Genomic DNA, 16,052 nt, shown 5'->3' on the forward strand with positions numbered 1-16,052 from the left:
CATGCGCCAAATCGTACTGGATACGGAAACCACCGGCCTCGAAGTCAGCAAGGGTCACCGCCTGATTGAAATCGGCGCGGTAGAGCTTAGCGAACGCCGGCCGACCGGGCGCACCTTCCATCGTTACCTCAATCCGCAACGCGCAATCGACGAAGGCGCCCAAGCGGTACATGGCATCAGTCTGGAATTTCTTGCGGACAAACCGCTGTTTGTCGATGTCGCTGACGAGCTCATCGAATTCATTCGTGGCTCCGAGCTGGTGATCCACAACGCCGCGTTCGATCTGGCCTTTCTCGACAACGAGCTGCTCTTGATTGGTGGCGCGCACGGGCGCACTCGCGATCACGCCAGCGTGCTCGATACGCTGCTGCTCGCGCGCGAGAAATATCCGGGTCAGAAAAACAATCTGGACGCGTTGTGCAAACGTCTGGACGTCAACAACAGCCACCGCGAATTCCACGGCGCGTTGCTCGATGCGCAACTGCTGGCCGAAGTTTATCTGGCAATGACAACCGGGCAGGGCGACCTTGGCCTCATCAGCGAAAGCGCCAACGCGCAACGCCAACGCGTGGCGTTGGCGACACCGGCAATGCCGGTAGGCTTGCGCGTGCGCCTGGCGAATCCCGAGGAACTGATTGCGCACGAAATGCGTCTGGACTCGATCGCCAAGGCAAGCAAGGGGCGTTGCGTATGGCGGCAGGAATAAGCCGCCACTGACGTCGGAATTGCCCTATCGGCAGCGAATCAGGATCACGGTGATGTTGTCCGAGCCGCCGCCATCAAGCGCCGCCAGGATCAAATGATCGACACATTCCTGCGCGCTCAAATCCTCACGCGCGAGCACCATCGCGATGTGGCTGTCCGGCACTTCTTCGGTCAGGCCATCACTGCAGATCAGCAACTGCTGGCGCGGCGCCAAACTGCCATTGACCACTTCCACGCGCAGGCTTTGCGGATCGGTAACACCTAGCGCCTGCGTGACCACGTTGCGATGCGGATGGGTGCGCGCCTGCTCGGTCGTGATCGCACCCTGATCCACCAGCTCCTGCACGTAGGAGTGATCTTGCGAGACCTGTTTCAGTTCGCCGTTCCACAGATACACGCGGCTGTCGCCAACCCAGCTCACTTCGTATTCGTTACCGCGCAGACGCACCGCTGCGACCGTCGTGCCCATCGGCAGTGATTCGGCACGCTTGTTCGAGTGACGGATGATTTCTTCGTCGGCCAGACGAATTGCCTGCGCGAGACCGATGCCTTTGGCGACCTCGGCAACCACGGTATCGCGCGCCAAAGCGCTGGCGATTTCGCCGTGTTCGTGGCCGCCCATGCCATCGGCAACCAGCCACAGGCCCATGTCGGCATCGGCGTAATACGTGTCTTCGTTGTGCTCGCGGCGCAAGCCGACGTGGGTGCTGTGTCCAAACTCGATCATGCGCGGTGCTGTCCCTGTGAACCGCGATGGGGCGATTCTTGATACGTAATAGCATGCCGTGCGTTTGATTCGCGGCGCAAGCGATTCATGCGGGTACGGAGTTTGCGTTGGTGACGCGATCTGTTCAGCGCCGCATTCAGTTGCCGGGTTGCGATCGGTAGACGGCCACGGACAGCATCGAAAAGTGCACCTGAGCAAGCTGCCGAGACTCTCGTCTGCGGCGAGCTGATGGGCGCCGAGAAAAGTTGGCCCGGCTCTTGCTATGGGTTAATCGCTACTCCAACCTGACTTGGAACCGCCATGAATATGATCTCCGAAATGTCGCTCAATCCCACCTATGACTTCGACATGACCGCCGAGCAGCTCGAAAGCTTCTCGTTCGATATGCCGGCAGCCCCGCAACCGCGGCAGATCACTGCCGGTTCGGCTTTTGTACCTGTCAGCGATAGCGAGCTGGAAGCAGCCAACGCCGCGTTCGCGCGCATGCTTGCCGCCTACGGCGACGCATAAAAAGGCGTTTCACCGGCCTTTGCCGCGCTGATTTCGTCGAGTTCTGGCCAACGCGCGTGCGCTAGTCCGCACGCGCTGGTCACCCATCCCCGCTTCATTGCGTCCTCGCTGACACATCTGTTCCCTGTGCGATTGCCTACAGCCGCGCTGTGATTTGCGTGCGTTGCGCTGCAGAGTGCGCAAATGCGTCGCAAAGTGACGCTGAAGCTGCAAGATCGGTCGCTGACTGAGATCAATCTGCAAAGATTCGTCAAAAAAAGCGGACCGCATCCGCGGCCCGCTTGATTTTCGGCTTGGGGCAGCAAAAGTTGCCCCTATCGAGTGCTGTCTAAAAGCAGATTGTCAGGGGCAGACGGTGCCTGCAATCTGGGTCAGGCGTGTGATCGGAATGCTGCCGCTGCCATAGCCGGTTACCGTGGAATTCCATGAGGCCACGCCTGTGTTGCAATCACTGAACGTGAAGGTGAGTGTGCCCCACGCAGCTTTTTGAATATCGCTGGCGACATAGTTGGAGGCTGGGAATGGAAATTTTCCGTTTTGCACCAGCGCTGCGGGCATCGTGATTGTGCTGCTGGTCGGGTCATAAGTGCCTTGGGCATAAATCCATTGCGAGCCACCGCCCGGTGCGAATACAAACCATATCGCCACCATCTGATTGGCGTTGGATGTCACTTCGAGTTGAAACCCGCTTCCTGATTGCGTCTGGTTGTACCAGTTGCCGCTGAGATAACCGCCAATGGTGGTCGGGGCGGGCGGTGGCGGCGGAGGTGGCGCCGCCTCCACGGTGATGCTGCCATGCATGCCGGCGCCGGGTCCGCCGTGGATTTCACAGTAATAGCCAAATGTACCGGCTGTATTGTAGACAACTTGAGAGCTCCAAGCGCTGCTGTTCGCATTACCTCCTGTACCCGTACAATTATCAGCACAGCGAAAGGAGCCGTCGTCCGCGACGACGTTATGGAATCCGCCCGCGTTGGTAAATGTCACCGTGTCGCCGGCAGCAATGGTCAAGCTGGCTGGGGTAAATATCAGTCCGCTGCCCCCTACTTTAACCGCATGGTTCGCGGCAAACGCGGCAAAGCTCATACTGAGCAGCAAGAAAAACAGACTAATCGCGGATGCAGACCTACGCATGGCAAATTCCTCAATATGTAATTAAACGATCCGAGCAATTTGTAGGCTGACAGCGCCCCGCATCAACTCTCAAGCATGGGTACCAGCAGCGAGCAAAAAGGTTGTGCATGGCGATGCCATCGCTTTCATCGACGGGTTGGTGCGCGAGGGTTTTTGGGGAGGTGAAACAGAAAGCATGGATTGCCCATGCATGGCACGCGTAGCCTATTCGGCATGCACCGGTGTGGTCGCGTAGTTCCCGCCGGATCGACGCAGCGCGGATATCGCTTCGCAGATATTGATCGGAGTATTGCCGTCGCGCTGGGATTTTTGCAGCAATCCGAGCAGTGCCGGCGCATCGAGATGGTGGTCCAGTACCAGCAATAATGCGACTGCGCCGCTCACGTATGCCGTTGCCAGCGAGCTGCCTGATGCGTAGTCGTAATGGCCACCCGGCTCGAGCGTGAGAATGTCGCGTCCGGGCGCCGCAAGTACCACACCAGTCGGTTGCGCGTCCTCGCTGCTGCTGACTGCGATTACACCCTTTACGTTGATCGGAAATCCGTCCATGCGTCCGCCTGGTGGTACCGCACCGACAACAATGGCGCCACGTTTGATGGCGTAACCAAGCAACTCTTCAAGCAGCGGATCCGACGGGCCACCCAGGCTCAGATTGATGATGGGTGCGCCGGATGCGATCGCAGCGCCGAGCGCCTGGGCGAGCGTAAACGTATTGCAACGCGCCGCACTCGCGCCGCCCTGCGCGGGCCAGCATGCGCGATACGAAAGTATGCGCGCAGCGGGGGCTACGCCAACGATGCCAAGCCCGTTATTGGCAACCGCTGCGATCACGCCGGCCACTTCGGTGCCGTGTCGATCAGCGTTGGCGGCGCTCGAAGAGCCGGTGACAAAATCGCGCTGCAGTTCGATCCGGCCTGCAAGATCCTGATGCATCGCATCGACGCCGGTATCGATCAGCGCAACGCGAATTCCGCCGCCATTCGACCAACGTTGCGCCGCAGCCGCACCGATAGCGGTAAACCCGTGTTGCAGGCCGACATACGGATCGTTGTAAGCGGTCGGTTCGGGCATGTTGGTCGAGCCGCCCGCGTCGGGCGCAGTGGTGTAGGTGTCGAAATCCTGCAACGGTTGCACTAGGCGCACGCGATCGTCCTTGTGCAATCGGGTGAATATCGTTTCGCGATCCGCGGCTGCGGGAATCTCAAACAGCATGCACCGCAAGCGCAACGATTCGATCGTCCACGCCGAGACTTCGCGCAGGTCGTAGTCGTGCGCCACATTCGCTGCGGTCGCGATCGCACGATCACTACCGGCGTAATTCTGCAGTCCGGCGTAACCGCGCGGGGTGGAGCCAGCACTGGGCGCTGACGCGGGTTTGTCCGCCACGGCGACGATGATCAAGCGTGGATTCGATTCGCTCGATGCAGTCGTCATGGCATTTGCGATATTTGCGACAAACGCAATGATCGAAAATGCGAGCAGACACCAGCCATGCCGTCCAATATTCATGCTCGACATTAACCGCTTGCGCGCTCGCGGCTCGTTAGACATCGGTGATTTATCGCGGCGCGACTGAGGGAGAAACAATCGGCTCGACCAGCAAAACGCCGGGCTGATTGCGCAATCGAGCCACTGCCATTGTCGTGCTGGCTGCTCGTGCCATCGATGCATCTTCAGCCAGACCGGATTGAGCATTTGGCTCAGGTGCGAGGCCGTAGATCGAGCTGCCCTGATTGCTTTCCACGATGCGCAATTTCGCGTCGGCGAGCATTGCCTGCATCGCGCCGACGGTCAGGCTCGGCACCGGCACAAACCGGATCGTGGCGGGGCCTGCCGGGATACTCGCTTCGCTCAGTGTTTCATACCTCGCACTCGAATTCGGCTGGTGTTCCTGCCGCAACAACAGCACACCGAGCAGCACCAGGCCAACGGTTTGCGCGGCGACGATTGCCGCTAGCAAACGCGCGCGATACCGCGTCCATTTGTGGCGCGACGGCGCGTGCCAGTCGTGTAGTGGATTGTTTGCATACGAGGTTTCGTTGGACAGCGTATCGGTCGCGAAATTTCGCTCATTTTTCGATTCGGCATCAATGCGTGCGAACAACCGATCAAGCGCCGGTTTGCCGTCATGCATCGCCGCTGTCGTGACGTTCATGCCGGCATGCACCAGGCTCTGGAACGCCAAGTCGTCGCGGCAATCTGCGCAGGTTCGAAGATGCTCGTCGGCCATAGCGCGATCCGCTGGCGAGGCAGTTCCATTCACGATCCACGGAATCGCATCCCAGGTGTGGCGATGCGTAAGCACAGAAGAATCATTCGTATCGCTGGTCATGTTTGCACCGAACGGGTTGCTGTCGAAAAGTCGCCGCCGAGATTCGGCAGCGTGTTGCGTAATCGCAAGCGCGCATGAAACATCCGCGCTTTCACCGTACCCACCGCGCAATTCATGATGCCGGCGATTTCCTCGCACGATTGGCCTAGGTAATAAGCGAGCTCCATGGTCATCTGCTGTTCGTGCGGAAGTAGCGACAAACCATGCTGTACCCAGTCGCGCAGTTCACGTTGCTCGCTTTCGTTCTGGCCAAACGCCGCTTCATCAAGCGAAGAATTCTCAGCCGCTGGTTCAACGTGTTCGGCGAGCGGCGGTTCGTCTCGAATCACTTTCATCAGGCAGCGATAAGCGATGCCGAAAATCCACGTGCCGACCTTGGAGTCGCCGCGAAATCGAGCGGCGCTATTCCAGACCGCCCACAAGGTTTCGTTGACGGTTTCATCGATCAGATCACGACGAACCGTCATGCGTCCGAGAAAGCGCGTCAGCCGCGGGTGATAACGCAAATACAAGCGCTCGAAGGCCACGCGGTCGGCGTTCGCCACCGCCTGTAGCCACGCGCGCTCGCATAGCTCTCCATCGGCGACAGAATCTCCGTAGCGGGCAGTGCCGTTGTCGCTTCGTGCTTCGCTCAAAATCCGCCTCATTCACGCCATCGCAAACTGTCACAAGGGTGAGTACCGAAACCCGATAAAAAGGTTGCGTCGCCGTTGTCGATCGCGAATCGCCGCAGATTTCCTGTCGGATACGCTACCATCGCGACCGCCCTCTCAACGAATATAAAACCGTCCATGCGCAAAGCGCTGCGTTACGCTGGTCATGCTTGACACTACTCCACTCTCGGCAGCGCGTCGCGTTTGGCAGATGCCGTGGTTGCTGGCGTTCACGTTCATGGCTGTTGTCAATGTGCATGCACAGGAGTGGGGTGGCAGTGCAGGTTTCGGTAGCGACAACATCTATCGCGGTCGCAGCCTGACGATCGATCGGCCGGCATGGCTGGCGGACATCCACTGCGTTCTTGCCGCCGACTGGATTGTCGGTGCGGGCGCTACCGCCGAACGAACGATGTGGCAATCAGCTGCAGCGCAGATCACGTTGTACATCAATCGACGTTGGTTGTTGAAAGATGACTGGGCAACCAGCGTGGGCATCGTGCATTACGAATCGCCGTGGGATGTATATCGAGATAATTTGCGCTACGACGAACTTAATGGGGCGATCAGTTATGGCGCGCATTGGCGCGCATCGCTGGCCATTTCACCCAATAGTCCGGGCCTGCTATATGGCCCGAATGCGCGAAGCAATGCGGCCGCATGGGCGGAACTTTCCTATCATCAGGCGCTGATCGATCGTCTTTCCGCAGACATCGGAGTTGGCTACGCTGATCTGCAACAGACTGTGTTTCACAGCTATTCGTATGGCAGTGCGGGCCTGAACTACGGCGTTGGCGATGTGGCTTTTTACCTCACGCGGGTCTGGACCAGTCGGCCCACCGAATTGAATCCGCAGAATCCCTATCCCGCAATATCCCGCACCAGCGCGCGCTGGACGGCTTCGGTGGTCTGGAGTTTCTAATTTAGGATTTCGCAGCTCGACCGCGAGATTTCCGGTCGAAGCCTTGAATGATTTGGCGGAGAGGGTGGGATTCGAACCCACGGTACGTCATAAACGTACACCGGATTTCGAATCCGGCTCATTCGGCCACTCTGACACCTCTCCGCAGAGGTTGCTGGCGCGGTTGACGCGCATGCCGGTGAAGGGCGCGAATCATACGGCTATGTGCCGCGCGAGACAACTGCAAGTTGTATCAGTCGCGCGAAATCTGCTGCTGACCACGCTCGCTCAGCACGCTACACTAACGAATTCCAGCCATAACGACTTATCTTCATGAGTGAAATTTCCACCCCCGTTTCGTTCGGTGAACTGATCGACAAGCTCACGATTCTCGAAATCAAGGCAGCGCGAATCACCGATGCGGCCAAGCTTGCGAACGTGCGCGTCGAATTGAATATGCTCGATACCACGTGGAATGCGGCTGCGGCATCGCGCATCGATATCACTGCACAGCGCACACGCCTCAAGGCGGTCAACGAAAAACTGTGGGACATCGAAGACCATATCCGGCTAAAGGAAAAGGCTCAGGCTTTCGATGCCGAATTCATCGCGCTGGCGCGCGCGGTGTATTTCGAGAATGACGACCGCGCCGCGATCAAACGCGAAATCAATCAGCTGCTCGGATCGACCCTGGTCGAAGAAAAATCCTACGCTGATTACCGACAGGCTTGATTGCACTGTTGCGATGAAATCGGGCGCAAGGCGCAAGGCGAGGGAAAAAAAGCCGTCATTCCAAGCTTCGCTGAAGCGTTTTTCAACAGCGCAGCTGGTCAATGACGCGCTACGCTATTTGGTCAGGATCAACTTGCCGTTGCGCGTGACCTGCAAACGGTATTCCAGGCCGACATGCTCGATCACCAGTTCGCGATGGCCCTGCAGCAATTCGCGACTGTCGATACGCGTTACCGGCGTGTTGCTACGCGCGTGATATGCAGCCGGCTGCCGAATTGTCGTCGCGACGCTAGCGTCGTGTGACGGCGCGGTTTGGGCGGTGGTGTCGACGGTTTCGAGCATGAGTCTCTCCGGTGATTGAGGGAAACTGTAATGATAATCATTCTCATTTGATTGTCAATCATGCCGCTCGGCGAAGGCATGCAGGCGCTCGATGACGTTGTCGGTAGCGATCAGATCCATCACATCGGGGAATTCGAGCTTGCGTCCCCACGCCAGCGCGTGCGCCGGTTTGCCGACGAACTTGCGCGCCGCCGCGTCGTATTTATCCACGCACCAGCGCCGATCCGAGTACGGCCCGCTGCGTGCCGGATTGCTCGCCGCATGCAGGCCGAGAACCGGCGTGCCGACCGCGTTGGCCAGATGCATCGGGCCAGAGTCGGGCGTGAGCACCAGGCGCGCGCGTTGCAGCAAGGCCAGCAGTTGCTTGAGTGTGTCCTTGCCGATCAGATCGAGTGGCATGGTTTGCATTTTCGCCAGAATCGCGTCGCCGAATTGCCGCTCATAACTGCTCGGGCCGCCGCATAGCAAAACCCGCATACCGAGTTCGCGCGCCGCGTGATCCATCACGGCGGCGTAGCGTTCTGGTCGCCAGTTGCGCAGCGCATGACTCGAACATGGGCTGACCAGCAAGGTCGGTTGCGTGCCGGGCAGATGTTTTTCAGCGAATTCGTACGCGGCATCGGGAATCGGAATATCCCAACGTACCGAGTTTTGTTCAAGGCCCAGCGGCTCGGCGAAACTGCCGATCGCGTCCAGCACATGTTGACCGCTGCGCGCCGCGATGCGCCGATTAACGAACAGATCATGCAGGTCTTTCGAGCGCGCGTGATCGTAGCCGATGCGCACTGGCGCGTGCACGAACGCACTCAGCAGATTCGATCGGAACGCGACCTGCATATGCAGCAGCGCGTCGAAACGCCGGCCTTGCAGTTGCCGATATGCGTCCCGATATCCCGATAAGCCACGGGTCTTGTCGAACACGATAAATTCAATTCCCGGAATATCGCCGAGCAACTTGCATTCGAGTTTTCCGATCAGCCATGTGAGTTTGGTGTCGGGCCATGCGGCCTGCAACGTGCGCACCAATGGCAATACGTGCGTAACGTCGCCGAGCGCCGAGGTGCGCAGCAGACAAATCGATTGCGGCGGGTGGCTTGCGGAAAATGAGATTTCGGGCATCGCGGCTTGTTAGACTTCACAAAGCCAGACGGTCTGCTGGCGTTGAATAGTATGTACCCAAGCCCACCCCGATGATCCAGACAAAACTGCAACCTACCGCGACCGGCGCGATCCTGTTCGATACCGCCGTTGCCCCGCTCGCCGACGAAGCCTGGTTCGACGCGGCGGCGTGGCGCGCGCGCGGCGTGTTGGGTGCGGCGGGGCGCGGTCAGGCGCTGTTCGTCGATCTGCCGTTCGGGCCGTGTGTGTTGCGGCATTATCGACGCGGCGGTCTGATGGCGCGCATGAACGCGGATAATTATCTCTGGATCGGTGCCAAACGCACGCGCGCGTTCCGCGAATTTCGTTTGCTGGCCGAGTTGCACGATGCCGGGTTGCCGGTGCCAGTGCCGGTCGCGGCGCGTTATCAGCGTGATGGTCTGCGTTATCGCGCCGATCTGATTACGCGCCAGGTGCTCAACAGCATGACCCTGGCGCAACGTCTTGCTGCGCAATCGCTGGACAGCGAGATGGGCATTCGTATCGGCCGTTGCATCGCGGCGTTTCATGCGCGCGGAATCTGGCACGCCGATCTGAATGCGCATAATGTGCTGCTCGATGCCAGTGATCAGCCGATCCTGATCGACTTCGATCGTGGACGCCGGCGACGCGCCGACTATCACTGGCAACAAGCCAATATCGATCGCCTGCGTCGTTCGCTGCTGAAGCTCGGCGCAAACGCCGGTGACAGCGCGTTCGAGCAAGGTTTCTGGCATCCGCTGCTGGCCGCGTATCACGCCACGCTCGGTGACAATACCTCGGTGTCCGTGGACGCTTCGGGCAATGGCGGGCTGGCGTGAACTATCGGCTGCATTTTCTCGGCGTCGGTGCGGCGCATGCGCACGAGCTCGGTTGCTCCAGCGCGGTATTCGAGCGCGATGAAACGCCGCTGTTGCTGATCGATGCCGGCCCGGATGTACCTGCTGCGTATGAGGCACGTTACGGCGATGCGCCGCGTGCGTTGTTCATCACCCATGCGCACATGGATCATGTCGGTGGCCTGGAGCGATTGTTCTTCCGCAGCTATTTCGATGCAGCGTTACGCGGAAAAATTCGATTGTATGTGCCAGCGCCACTCGTGCCGATTCTGCAGTCGCGGGTTGCCGATTATCCCGAAGTGCTGGCCGAAGGCGGCGCGAATTTCTGGGATTCATTCCAGCTCATTCCGGTATCGCGCGGCTTCTGGCACGCCGGATTCTGGTTTGCGGTTTTTCCGACCCGCCATCACGCGCCGAATACTTCCTTCGGTCTGAGTTTACGCGGCAGTTTTGTCTACACCGGCGATACCCGGCCGATCCCGGAAATGTTGTCCGAATACGCCAACGCAGGCGAATGGGTCGCTCACGATTGCGGCCTGCAAGGCAATCCATCGCATACCGGCGTTGATGATCTCGAACGCGAATATCCTGCCGAAATGCGCGCACGCCTGCGGCTTTATCATTACGGCAGTATTGCCGATGGTGCGGAATTGAAATCGCGCGGTTATCGCGTGATCGAGCGCGGCGAAGATGTGCTGCTCGCCGCGCCAACTTCGCCGCAGCTTGTTGTCCTCGCCGATACATCGGCAAGTGCGATCGTCTGATGACGCAATCGATTCCTTTGCAGTTGCTCACGTCGGCACCGCTCGATCGTTTGTCACGACCGTTGCATGATCTGCGCATATCGGTGATTGACCGCTGCAATTTTCGTTGCCCGTATTGCATGCCGGAAGATCAGTATCCGCGCGATCATGCATTTCTCCGTGCCGCCGATCGCTTGAGCTTCGACGAGATCGAGCGACTCGCGCGCGCCTTCGTCGCACTCGGCGTGCGCAAGTTGCGCCTGACTGGCGGTGAGCCGCTGCTGCGTCGTGATCTGCCGTTGCTGATTGAACGTCTAGCTGCGATTCCCGGCGTCGAAGATCTGGCCATGACCACCAACGCGGTGCTGTTGCCGCAACACGCGCAAGCCTTGCGGGACGCCGGTTTGCAGCGGCTAACGATCAGCCTGGATACGCTCGATGCCGACACGTTTCGCCGCATGAGCGGTGGTCGTGGCGAGGTCAGCGAAGTGCTGGCTGGCATCGCCGCCGCCGAGCGCGCCGGTTTCACTCGGATCAAGATCAACAGCGTGGTGATGCGTGGCATCAACGATGCGCAGGTGCTCGATCTGATCGAACATTTTCGCGGCAGCGGCCATATCGTGCGGCTGATCGAATACATGGATGTTGGTACCTGCAATGGCTGGCAGGCAGACGGTGTGGTGCCGGCGCTGGAAATGCGCGAACGCATCCATGCACGCTGGCCGTTACGCGCGGTGATACCGAATTATCGCGGCGAGGTGGCGAGTCGTTATGTATTCCAGGATGGCATAGGCGAAATCGGATTCATCAGCTCGGTGAGCGAACCGTTTTGCGGCGATTGCTCGCGCGCCAGATTGTCGGCCGATGGCAAACTTTATACCTGCTTGTTCGCACGCGACGGCTTCGATTTACGCGCGCCGCTGCGCGACGGTGTGGAGGACGCGGCGCTGATCGATCTGCTCGCGACACGTTGGCGTCTACGAGTGGATCGGTACAGCGAACAACGTGCTGAGCTGCGCAATGATGGCCGACTTGAACACGTCGAGATGTATCGTATCGGCGGATGACTGGCACGCGCGTGGCGTGCGCTTCGATAGTTTTTCAGTCAGGTTTTGAGCAAAGGCGACATGAGTAAAAAGGCAGATTCAAAACCGCAACGCTTGACCCACGTCGGCGACGATAATCGTCCGCGCATGGTCGATGTGATTGACAAGCCCGCGACCCAACGCCGCGCCGTGGCGCAAGCGATCGTGCGTTTCCCCGCAGCGGTTGCGCAACAATTGCGCGAGCAGGACATGCGCGGCAAAAAAGGCCCGATCATCGATACCGCGATCATCGCTGGGGTGATGGCGGCAAAACGTACGCACGAGTTGATTCCTTTCTGTCATCCGCTGATGCTGGAAAACTGCGCAATGCGCATCGAGTTCAGTTCGGCGAGCGAATTGCGCATCGAATGCGAAGTGCGTCTGACCCACAAGACCGGCGTCGAAATGGAAGCGCTCACCGGTGCCAGCGTCGCTGCATTGACTATCTACGATATGTGCAAGGCGCTGTCGCATAAGATCGTGATTAGCGATGTACGGCTGCTCGAAAAATCTGGTGGCAAGCGCGATGTCGTCGCCGGTAAAAAACTGGCACGCGGTGCGAAAAAAATTACTGGGTGACGAAATAATCACGATGAAATACACGCTACGTTATTTCGCTAGCCTCGCCGATCAGGCCGGTTGCGCCGAAGAAACCTGGGAAACTGCGCTGAGCGAACCACGTGCCTTGTATGCGGAGTTGCGTGCTCGGCATGGATTTACGCTGGACGCATCGCGGTTGCGCGTCGCAGTCAATGGCGAATTCGCGGATTGGCATCTCGCGCTAGCCGATGGCGACGAAATCGTTTTCTTGCCGCCGGTGTCAGGCGGATGAAACAGTTTCTGCTTTGTCCCGATGTGCTGGATCCGCAACAACTCGCGCAGAAATTATCCAGCGATCGAGCTGGTGCGTTCGTGAGTTTCGAAGGTCGCGTGCGCAACCGCAATAACCACCGTGTCGTGCAGCGGCTGGAATATCAGGCGTATGCCGCATTGGCCGAAATAGAAGGCGCACGTATCCTGATGGAGGCGAGTGAGAAATTTGCGATCGAGCACGCCTGTTGCGCGCATCGAGTTGGCACGTTGGCGATCGGCGATATCGCCGTATGGGTCGGGGTTAGTTCGGCCCATCGCGATGCGGCGTTTGCGTGTTGTCGTTACATCATCGACGAAGTGAAATTGCGCGTGCCGATCTGGAAAAACGAACACTACGCCGATGGCGAATCCGGCTGGCTGCATCCTGACAATACGCCGGTCGATCCGGGCTGATCGCTTTGCGAAGATAGGCTGGTATTGCAGCTGAAGCGCGATTGGCTGAGACATGCGCGCTTGTCTGTGCGGGCCGTGTAATGTACTCTTCGCGGCCTTCCGATGGGACGAGAATTCCCGCGGATTGCGCCAGAGCGCAACGATATCCAATCCTGTGGAGAGGTGTCCGAGCGGCTGAAGGAGCACGCCTGGAAAGTGTGTATACGGCTAAACCCCGTATCGAGGGTTCGAATCCCTCTCTCTCCGCCATTGGGTTGTTTGTGCGCGCGGCTTTGGCGCTTGCAGGATTTGGATTCAACGGCGATCTGCACGCCGCTTTTCAATGGTGACCTCCGTCGGTTCCCCCGCGACGATAGCTTGCAAACCCCGCCAGGTCCGGAAGGAAGCAACGGTAGCGAGTGATTCGGGTGCCGGGGTGTGGCTGGCGGAGGTTGCCTCCTCGTTTCAGATTGCGGTGTGGGTGATTAGTACCTCGGCTTCGATGAGGCTGCTTGCTCCTACATCCCCGAATGCTTGCGCGGCAAGCATTCGCCCCCTTGACTCAAGGGGGCTGTCGACCAACTTCGTTTTGATCTTCTTGGTGCTCACTGCCGTTATGCCGTGAGCGCGCTCGGGCTTGCGCTTGGCTGCCGTAGCCACAACACGTTGTAGCGGTTTTGAGCAGCGCACTAAGCTCGTCTTCATCGATGTCGCGACTTCACACATATTTTCATCTGTATCGTCCAACTTGATGCCTTCGACGCTGTCGCAACGTTGCCGTCGCGGTGCTGGCTGTTGCGGCTGCGAGTTGGCACAATCAACGCTTCGTCTTTGTGGTTATCGGCATGTCGTATCAAGTTCTCGCACGCAAGTGGCGTCCGCGCCGATTCGCCGAGCTGGTGGGCCAGGAGCACGTCGTGCGTGCGCTCAGCAATGCGCTGGATTCCGGACGCATGCATCACGCCTTTCTGTTCACCGGCACGCGTGGCGTGGGCAAGACCACGATCGCGCGAATTTTCGCCAAATCGCTGAATTGTGACAAGGGCACGTCGTCGCAGCCGTGCGGTGAATGTTCGGCGTGTATCGATATCGATGCGGGCCGATTCATCGATCTGCTCGAAATCGATGCGGCCAGCAATACCGGCGTCGACAACGTGCGTGAGCTGATCGAAAACGCGCAGTATTCGGCATCGCGCGGTCGCTTCAAGGTCTACCTGATCGATGAAGTACACATGCTGTCTAAGTCGGCGTTCAACGCGTTGCTCAAGACCCTCGAAGAGCCACCGGCGCACGTGAAGTTTTTGCTTGCCACCACCGATCCGCAGAAACTGCCGGTGACGGTATTGTCACGCTGCCTCAAGTTCAATCTCAAGCGCCTGTTGCCGGAGCAGATTTCCGGCCAGATGCGACTTATCCTCGACGCAGAAAAAATTGCCTACGAAACTGCCGCGCTGAGCGAACTCGCGCGCGCCGCTGATGGCAGTCTGCGTGATGGCCTGTCGCTGCTCGATCAAACCATTGCTTACGGCGGCGGTGCGGTGCGCGCAAGTGAAGTGCGCGCGATGCTTGGCACGCTGGAGAGCGGCGAAGTGCTCGGCTTGCTGCGCGCGATCCAGAGCGCCGACGGCAATGCCTTGCTCGCCGAGGTCAATCGCCTCGCCGAATTTTCACCGGATTTCGGTATCGTGCTGGATGAACTCGCTGGCGCGCTGCATCGCATCCAGCTCAGGCAGCTTGTGCCTGAGTATGTCGAAGCCGATGTCGACGTCGTGCCCGAATTCGATGCGTTGGCGAGCACGATCAGCGCCGAAGAGGTACAGCTGTTTTACCAGCTCGCGATCAATGGTCGCCGCGATCTGCCACTGGCTCCGACCGCGCGAGCGGGATTCGAAATGGCGCTATTGCGCATGCTCGCGTTCAAGCCGGTGACAGGTGCGGTGGCGGCCGCGCCTTCAATAATCCCGCCGCGCGGGCCGGTGTTGCCGATCGCGACAAAATCCGCCGCTGAGGTTGCACCGTCGCGAGCAAGTGCGACGAATCATTCCAATGCAGCATCGACAGCCGCAATCGCGGCGAATCGTTTTGAATCGCCCCCAGTGCTGCAGCAACGAGCAGGCGGTGTCGCCGAAAGCTCGCGCGCGGCAAGCTATGAAAACGAGGCCGCAACTGCGCCGCCCATTGCTGCGGTAGCGGTAACGGTTGCACCGAGCATTGCCTTGGCAGATCTCACTGCCAACGATTGGCCCGCGTTGATCGAGAGTGCCGGCTTGCGCGGGCCGGCCGGTCAACTCGCGCAGCATGCAGCGATGCTCGGCCTCGAAAGCGATACCTTGCGCCTGGCATTGAAAGCCGCACATCAGCATTTGAATTCGCCGACGTTGGTAACGCTGATCGAACAAAAATTATCGACAGCGTTGGGCACCACTATCAAGGTGCGAATCGAGCGCGCCGGCGACAACATCGAAACGCCAGCCGATCAATCCGCACGCGCCAAGTCGGCGCAGCAACAGGCTGCCGAAACCGGCATGAACACTGATCCGGTAGTGCAGGCGCTGATGCAAAGTCTCGGCGCGCGGATCGTGCCGAATTCCATCAAACCTCTGGAGAATGGGTCGTGAAAGCGCAATTGGGTAACTTGATGCAACAAGCGCAGCGCATGCAGGACGAGATGAAGCGCGCGCAGGAAGAAATCGCCAACCTCGAAGTCAGCGGCCAATCCGGTGGCGGTCTGGTCACGGTGCAAATGAGTGGTCGCCACGAAGTGCGTCGTGTGACGATTGATCGCAAGTTGTTCGCCGACGATGCGGAAATGGCCGAAGATCTTGTCGCCGCTGCATTCAACGACGCGGTCAACAAGATCGCGCAGGAATCGCAATCGCGCATGAGCGCGGTGAGCGCCGGCATGAACCTGCCGGCGGGATTCAAGCTGCCTTTTTGATTGCCGTCGCGCCGACACGTATCACTCGC

General features: G+C 59.1%; 19 protein-coding genes, 2 tRNA genes and 1 other RNA gene. 14 read left to right on the forward strand and 8 right to left on the reverse strand.

Annotated features, from left to right (window positions below; genetic code table 11):
* Nucleotide 1 precedes the first annotated feature (1 nt).
* Nucleotides 2-706, forward strand: a complete 705-nt coding sequence (gene dnaQ, locus ELE36_RS07790) for a DNA polymerase III subunit epsilon (RefSeq protein ID WP_129832529.1) — start codon at nucleotides 2-4, stop codon at nucleotides 704-706.
* A 24-nt stretch (nucleotides 707-730) separates the two neighbouring features.
* Here the strand turns inward: dnaQ and ELE36_RS07795 are convergent, their stop codons facing one another.
* The gene (locus tag ELE36_RS07795) at nucleotides 731-1,432 is read right to left on the reverse strand and encodes a PP2C family protein-serine/threonine phosphatase (protein ID WP_129832530.1); all 702 of its coding nucleotides are present in this window, start codon (nucleotides 1,430-1,432) and stop codon (nucleotides 731-733) included.
* A 300-nt stretch (nucleotides 1,433-1,732) separates the two neighbouring features.
* Between ELE36_RS07795 and ELE36_RS07800 the strand changes: the two genes are divergently transcribed.
* Complete coding sequence (locus tag ELE36_RS07800) at nucleotides 1,733-1,942, forward strand: hypothetical protein (protein WP_129832531.1); 210 nt, start codon at nucleotides 1,733-1,735, stop codon at nucleotides 1,940-1,942.
* Between the two features lie 342 nt (nucleotides 1,943-2,284).
* Here ELE36_RS07800 and ELE36_RS07805 read toward each other — a convergent pair whose 3' ends face one another.
* The 4 genes from ELE36_RS07805 to ELE36_RS07820 all read right to left on the reverse strand — a co-directional run bounded on the left by ELE36_RS07805 (nucleotide 2,285) and on the right by ELE36_RS07820 (nucleotide 6,043).
* Nucleotides 2,285-3,028, reverse strand: coding sequence for a plastocyanin/azurin family copper-binding protein (locus tag ELE36_RS07805; protein ID WP_165371530.1), 744 nt, complete (start codon nucleotides 3,026-3,028; stop codon nucleotides 2,285-2,287).
* A 252-nt stretch (nucleotides 3,029-3,280) separates the two neighbouring features.
* Entirely contained in the window at nucleotides 3,281-4,585 is a 1,305-nt protein-coding gene (locus tag ELE36_RS07810) for a S8 family peptidase (protein ID WP_165371531.1), read from the reverse strand.
* A gap of 49 nt (nucleotides 4,586-4,634) precedes the next feature.
* Nucleotides 4,635-5,408 carry a zf-HC2 domain-containing protein gene (locus tag ELE36_RS07815; protein WP_129832534.1) on the reverse strand — a complete coding sequence of 258 codons (774 nt, stop codon included), beginning with the start codon at nucleotides 5,406-5,408 and terminating at the stop codon, nucleotides 4,635-4,637.
* The gene (locus tag ELE36_RS07820) at nucleotides 5,405-6,043 is read right to left on the reverse strand and encodes an RNA polymerase sigma factor (protein WP_242512389.1); all 639 of its coding nucleotides are present in this window, start codon (nucleotides 6,041-6,043) and stop codon (nucleotides 5,405-5,407) included. Before ELE36_RS07820 ends, ELE36_RS07815 begins: the two co-directional genes overlap by 4 nt.
* A 184-nt stretch (nucleotides 6,044-6,227) precedes the next feature.
* On the opposite strand from ELE36_RS07820, the gene ELE36_RS07825 reads away from it, so the two are divergent.
* A complete protein-coding gene (locus tag ELE36_RS07825) occupies nucleotides 6,228-6,983 on the forward strand; it encodes a TorF family putative porin (RefSeq protein ID WP_129832536.1) in 756 nt (251 codons plus the stop codon).
* A gap of 53 nt (nucleotides 6,984-7,036) precedes the next feature.
* On the opposite strand, the gene ELE36_RS07830 is transcribed toward ELE36_RS07825, so the two are convergent.
* Nucleotides 7,037-7,127 (reverse strand) — tRNA-Ser (locus tag ELE36_RS07830).
* Nucleotides 7,128-7,295: 168 nt separating this feature from the next.
* Here ELE36_RS07830 and ELE36_RS07835 point away from each other — a divergent pair.
* Nucleotides 7,296-7,694, forward strand: coding sequence for a DUF6165 family protein (locus ELE36_RS07835; RefSeq protein ID WP_129832537.1), 399 nt, complete (start codon nucleotides 7,296-7,298; stop codon nucleotides 7,692-7,694).
* Nucleotides 7,695-7,808: 114 nt separating this feature from the next.
* Here the strand turns inward: ELE36_RS07835 and hemP are convergent, their stop codons facing one another.
* Both hemP and ELE36_RS07845 read right to left on the reverse strand, forming a co-directional pair.
* Nucleotides 7,809-8,036, reverse strand: a complete 228-nt coding sequence (gene hemP / locus ELE36_RS07840; protein WP_129832538.1) for a hemin uptake protein HemP — start codon at nucleotides 8,034-8,036, stop codon at nucleotides 7,809-7,811.
* 54 nt (nucleotides 8,037-8,090) lie between these two features.
* A complete protein-coding gene (locus ELE36_RS07845; RefSeq protein ID WP_129832539.1) occupies nucleotides 8,091-9,155 on the reverse strand; it encodes a glycosyltransferase family 9 protein in 1,065 nt (354 codons plus the stop codon).
* A gap of 71 nt (nucleotides 9,156-9,226) precedes the next feature.
* On the opposite strand from ELE36_RS07845, the gene ELE36_RS07850 reads away from it, so the two are divergent.
* The 10 genes from ELE36_RS07850 (at nucleotide 9,227) to ELE36_RS07895 (ending at nucleotide 16,023) form a co-directional block, all read left to right on the forward strand.
* Complete coding sequence (locus ELE36_RS07850) at nucleotides 9,227-9,994, forward strand: 3-deoxy-D-manno-octulosonic acid kinase (RefSeq protein WP_129832540.1); 768 nt, start codon at nucleotides 9,227-9,229, stop codon at nucleotides 9,992-9,994.
* Nucleotides 9,991-10,776 (forward strand): MBL fold metallo-hydrolase, encoded by a 786-nt coding sequence (locus ELE36_RS07855; protein ID WP_129832541.1) that lies wholly within the window; start codon nucleotides 9,991-9,993, stop codon nucleotides 10,774-10,776. Before ELE36_RS07850 ends, ELE36_RS07855 begins: the two co-directional genes overlap by 4 nt.
* The gene (gene moaA, locus ELE36_RS07860; protein WP_129832542.1) at nucleotides 10,776-11,822 is read left to right on the forward strand and encodes a GTP 3',8-cyclase MoaA; all 1,047 of its coding nucleotides are present in this window, start codon (nucleotides 10,776-10,778) and stop codon (nucleotides 11,820-11,822) included. The genes ELE36_RS07855 and moaA overlap by 1 nt, the downstream gene beginning before the upstream one ends.
* Nucleotides 11,823-11,882: 60 nt before the next feature.
* Nucleotides 11,883-12,419 carry a cyclic pyranopterin monophosphate synthase MoaC gene (gene moaC, locus ELE36_RS07865; RefSeq protein ID WP_129832543.1) on the forward strand — a complete coding sequence of 179 codons (537 nt, stop codon included), beginning with the start codon at nucleotides 11,883-11,885 and terminating at the stop codon, nucleotides 12,417-12,419.
* A 13-nt stretch (nucleotides 12,420-12,432) separates the two neighbouring features.
* Entirely contained in the window at nucleotides 12,433-12,672 is a 240-nt protein-coding gene (locus ELE36_RS07870; RefSeq protein ID WP_129832544.1) for a MoaD/ThiS family protein, read from the forward strand.
* A complete protein-coding gene (locus ELE36_RS07875) occupies nucleotides 12,669-13,106 on the forward strand; it encodes a molybdenum cofactor biosynthesis protein MoaE (RefSeq protein ID WP_129832545.1) in 438 nt (145 codons plus the stop codon). The genes ELE36_RS07870 and ELE36_RS07875 overlap by 4 nt, the downstream gene beginning before the upstream one ends.
* 156 nt (nucleotides 13,107-13,262) lie before the next feature.
* A tRNA-Ser gene (locus ELE36_RS07880) sits at nucleotides 13,263-13,355 on the forward strand.
* Between the two features lie 84 nt (nucleotides 13,356-13,439).
* An RNA gene (gene ffs / locus ELE36_RS07885) (signal recognition particle sRNA small type) lies at nucleotides 13,440-13,536 on the forward strand.
* A 394-nt stretch (nucleotides 13,537-13,930) separates the two neighbouring features.
* Nucleotides 13,931-15,703, forward strand: a complete 1,773-nt coding sequence (gene dnaX / locus ELE36_RS07890) for a DNA polymerase III subunit gamma/tau (RefSeq protein WP_129832546.1) — start codon at nucleotides 13,931-13,933, stop codon at nucleotides 15,701-15,703.
* Complete coding sequence (locus ELE36_RS07895; protein ID WP_129832547.1) at nucleotides 15,700-16,023, forward strand: YbaB/EbfC family nucleoid-associated protein; 324 nt, start codon at nucleotides 15,700-15,702, stop codon at nucleotides 16,021-16,023. Before dnaX ends, ELE36_RS07895 begins: the two co-directional genes overlap by 4 nt.
* The last annotated feature ends 29 nt before the right edge of the window (nucleotides 16,024-16,052 follow it).

This window comes from Pseudolysobacter antarcticus, from assembly GCF_004168365.1.
In the GTDB taxonomy this organism is placed as follows: domain Bacteria; phylum Pseudomonadota; class Gammaproteobacteria; order Xanthomonadales; family Rhodanobacteraceae; genus Pseudolysobacter; species Pseudolysobacter antarcticus.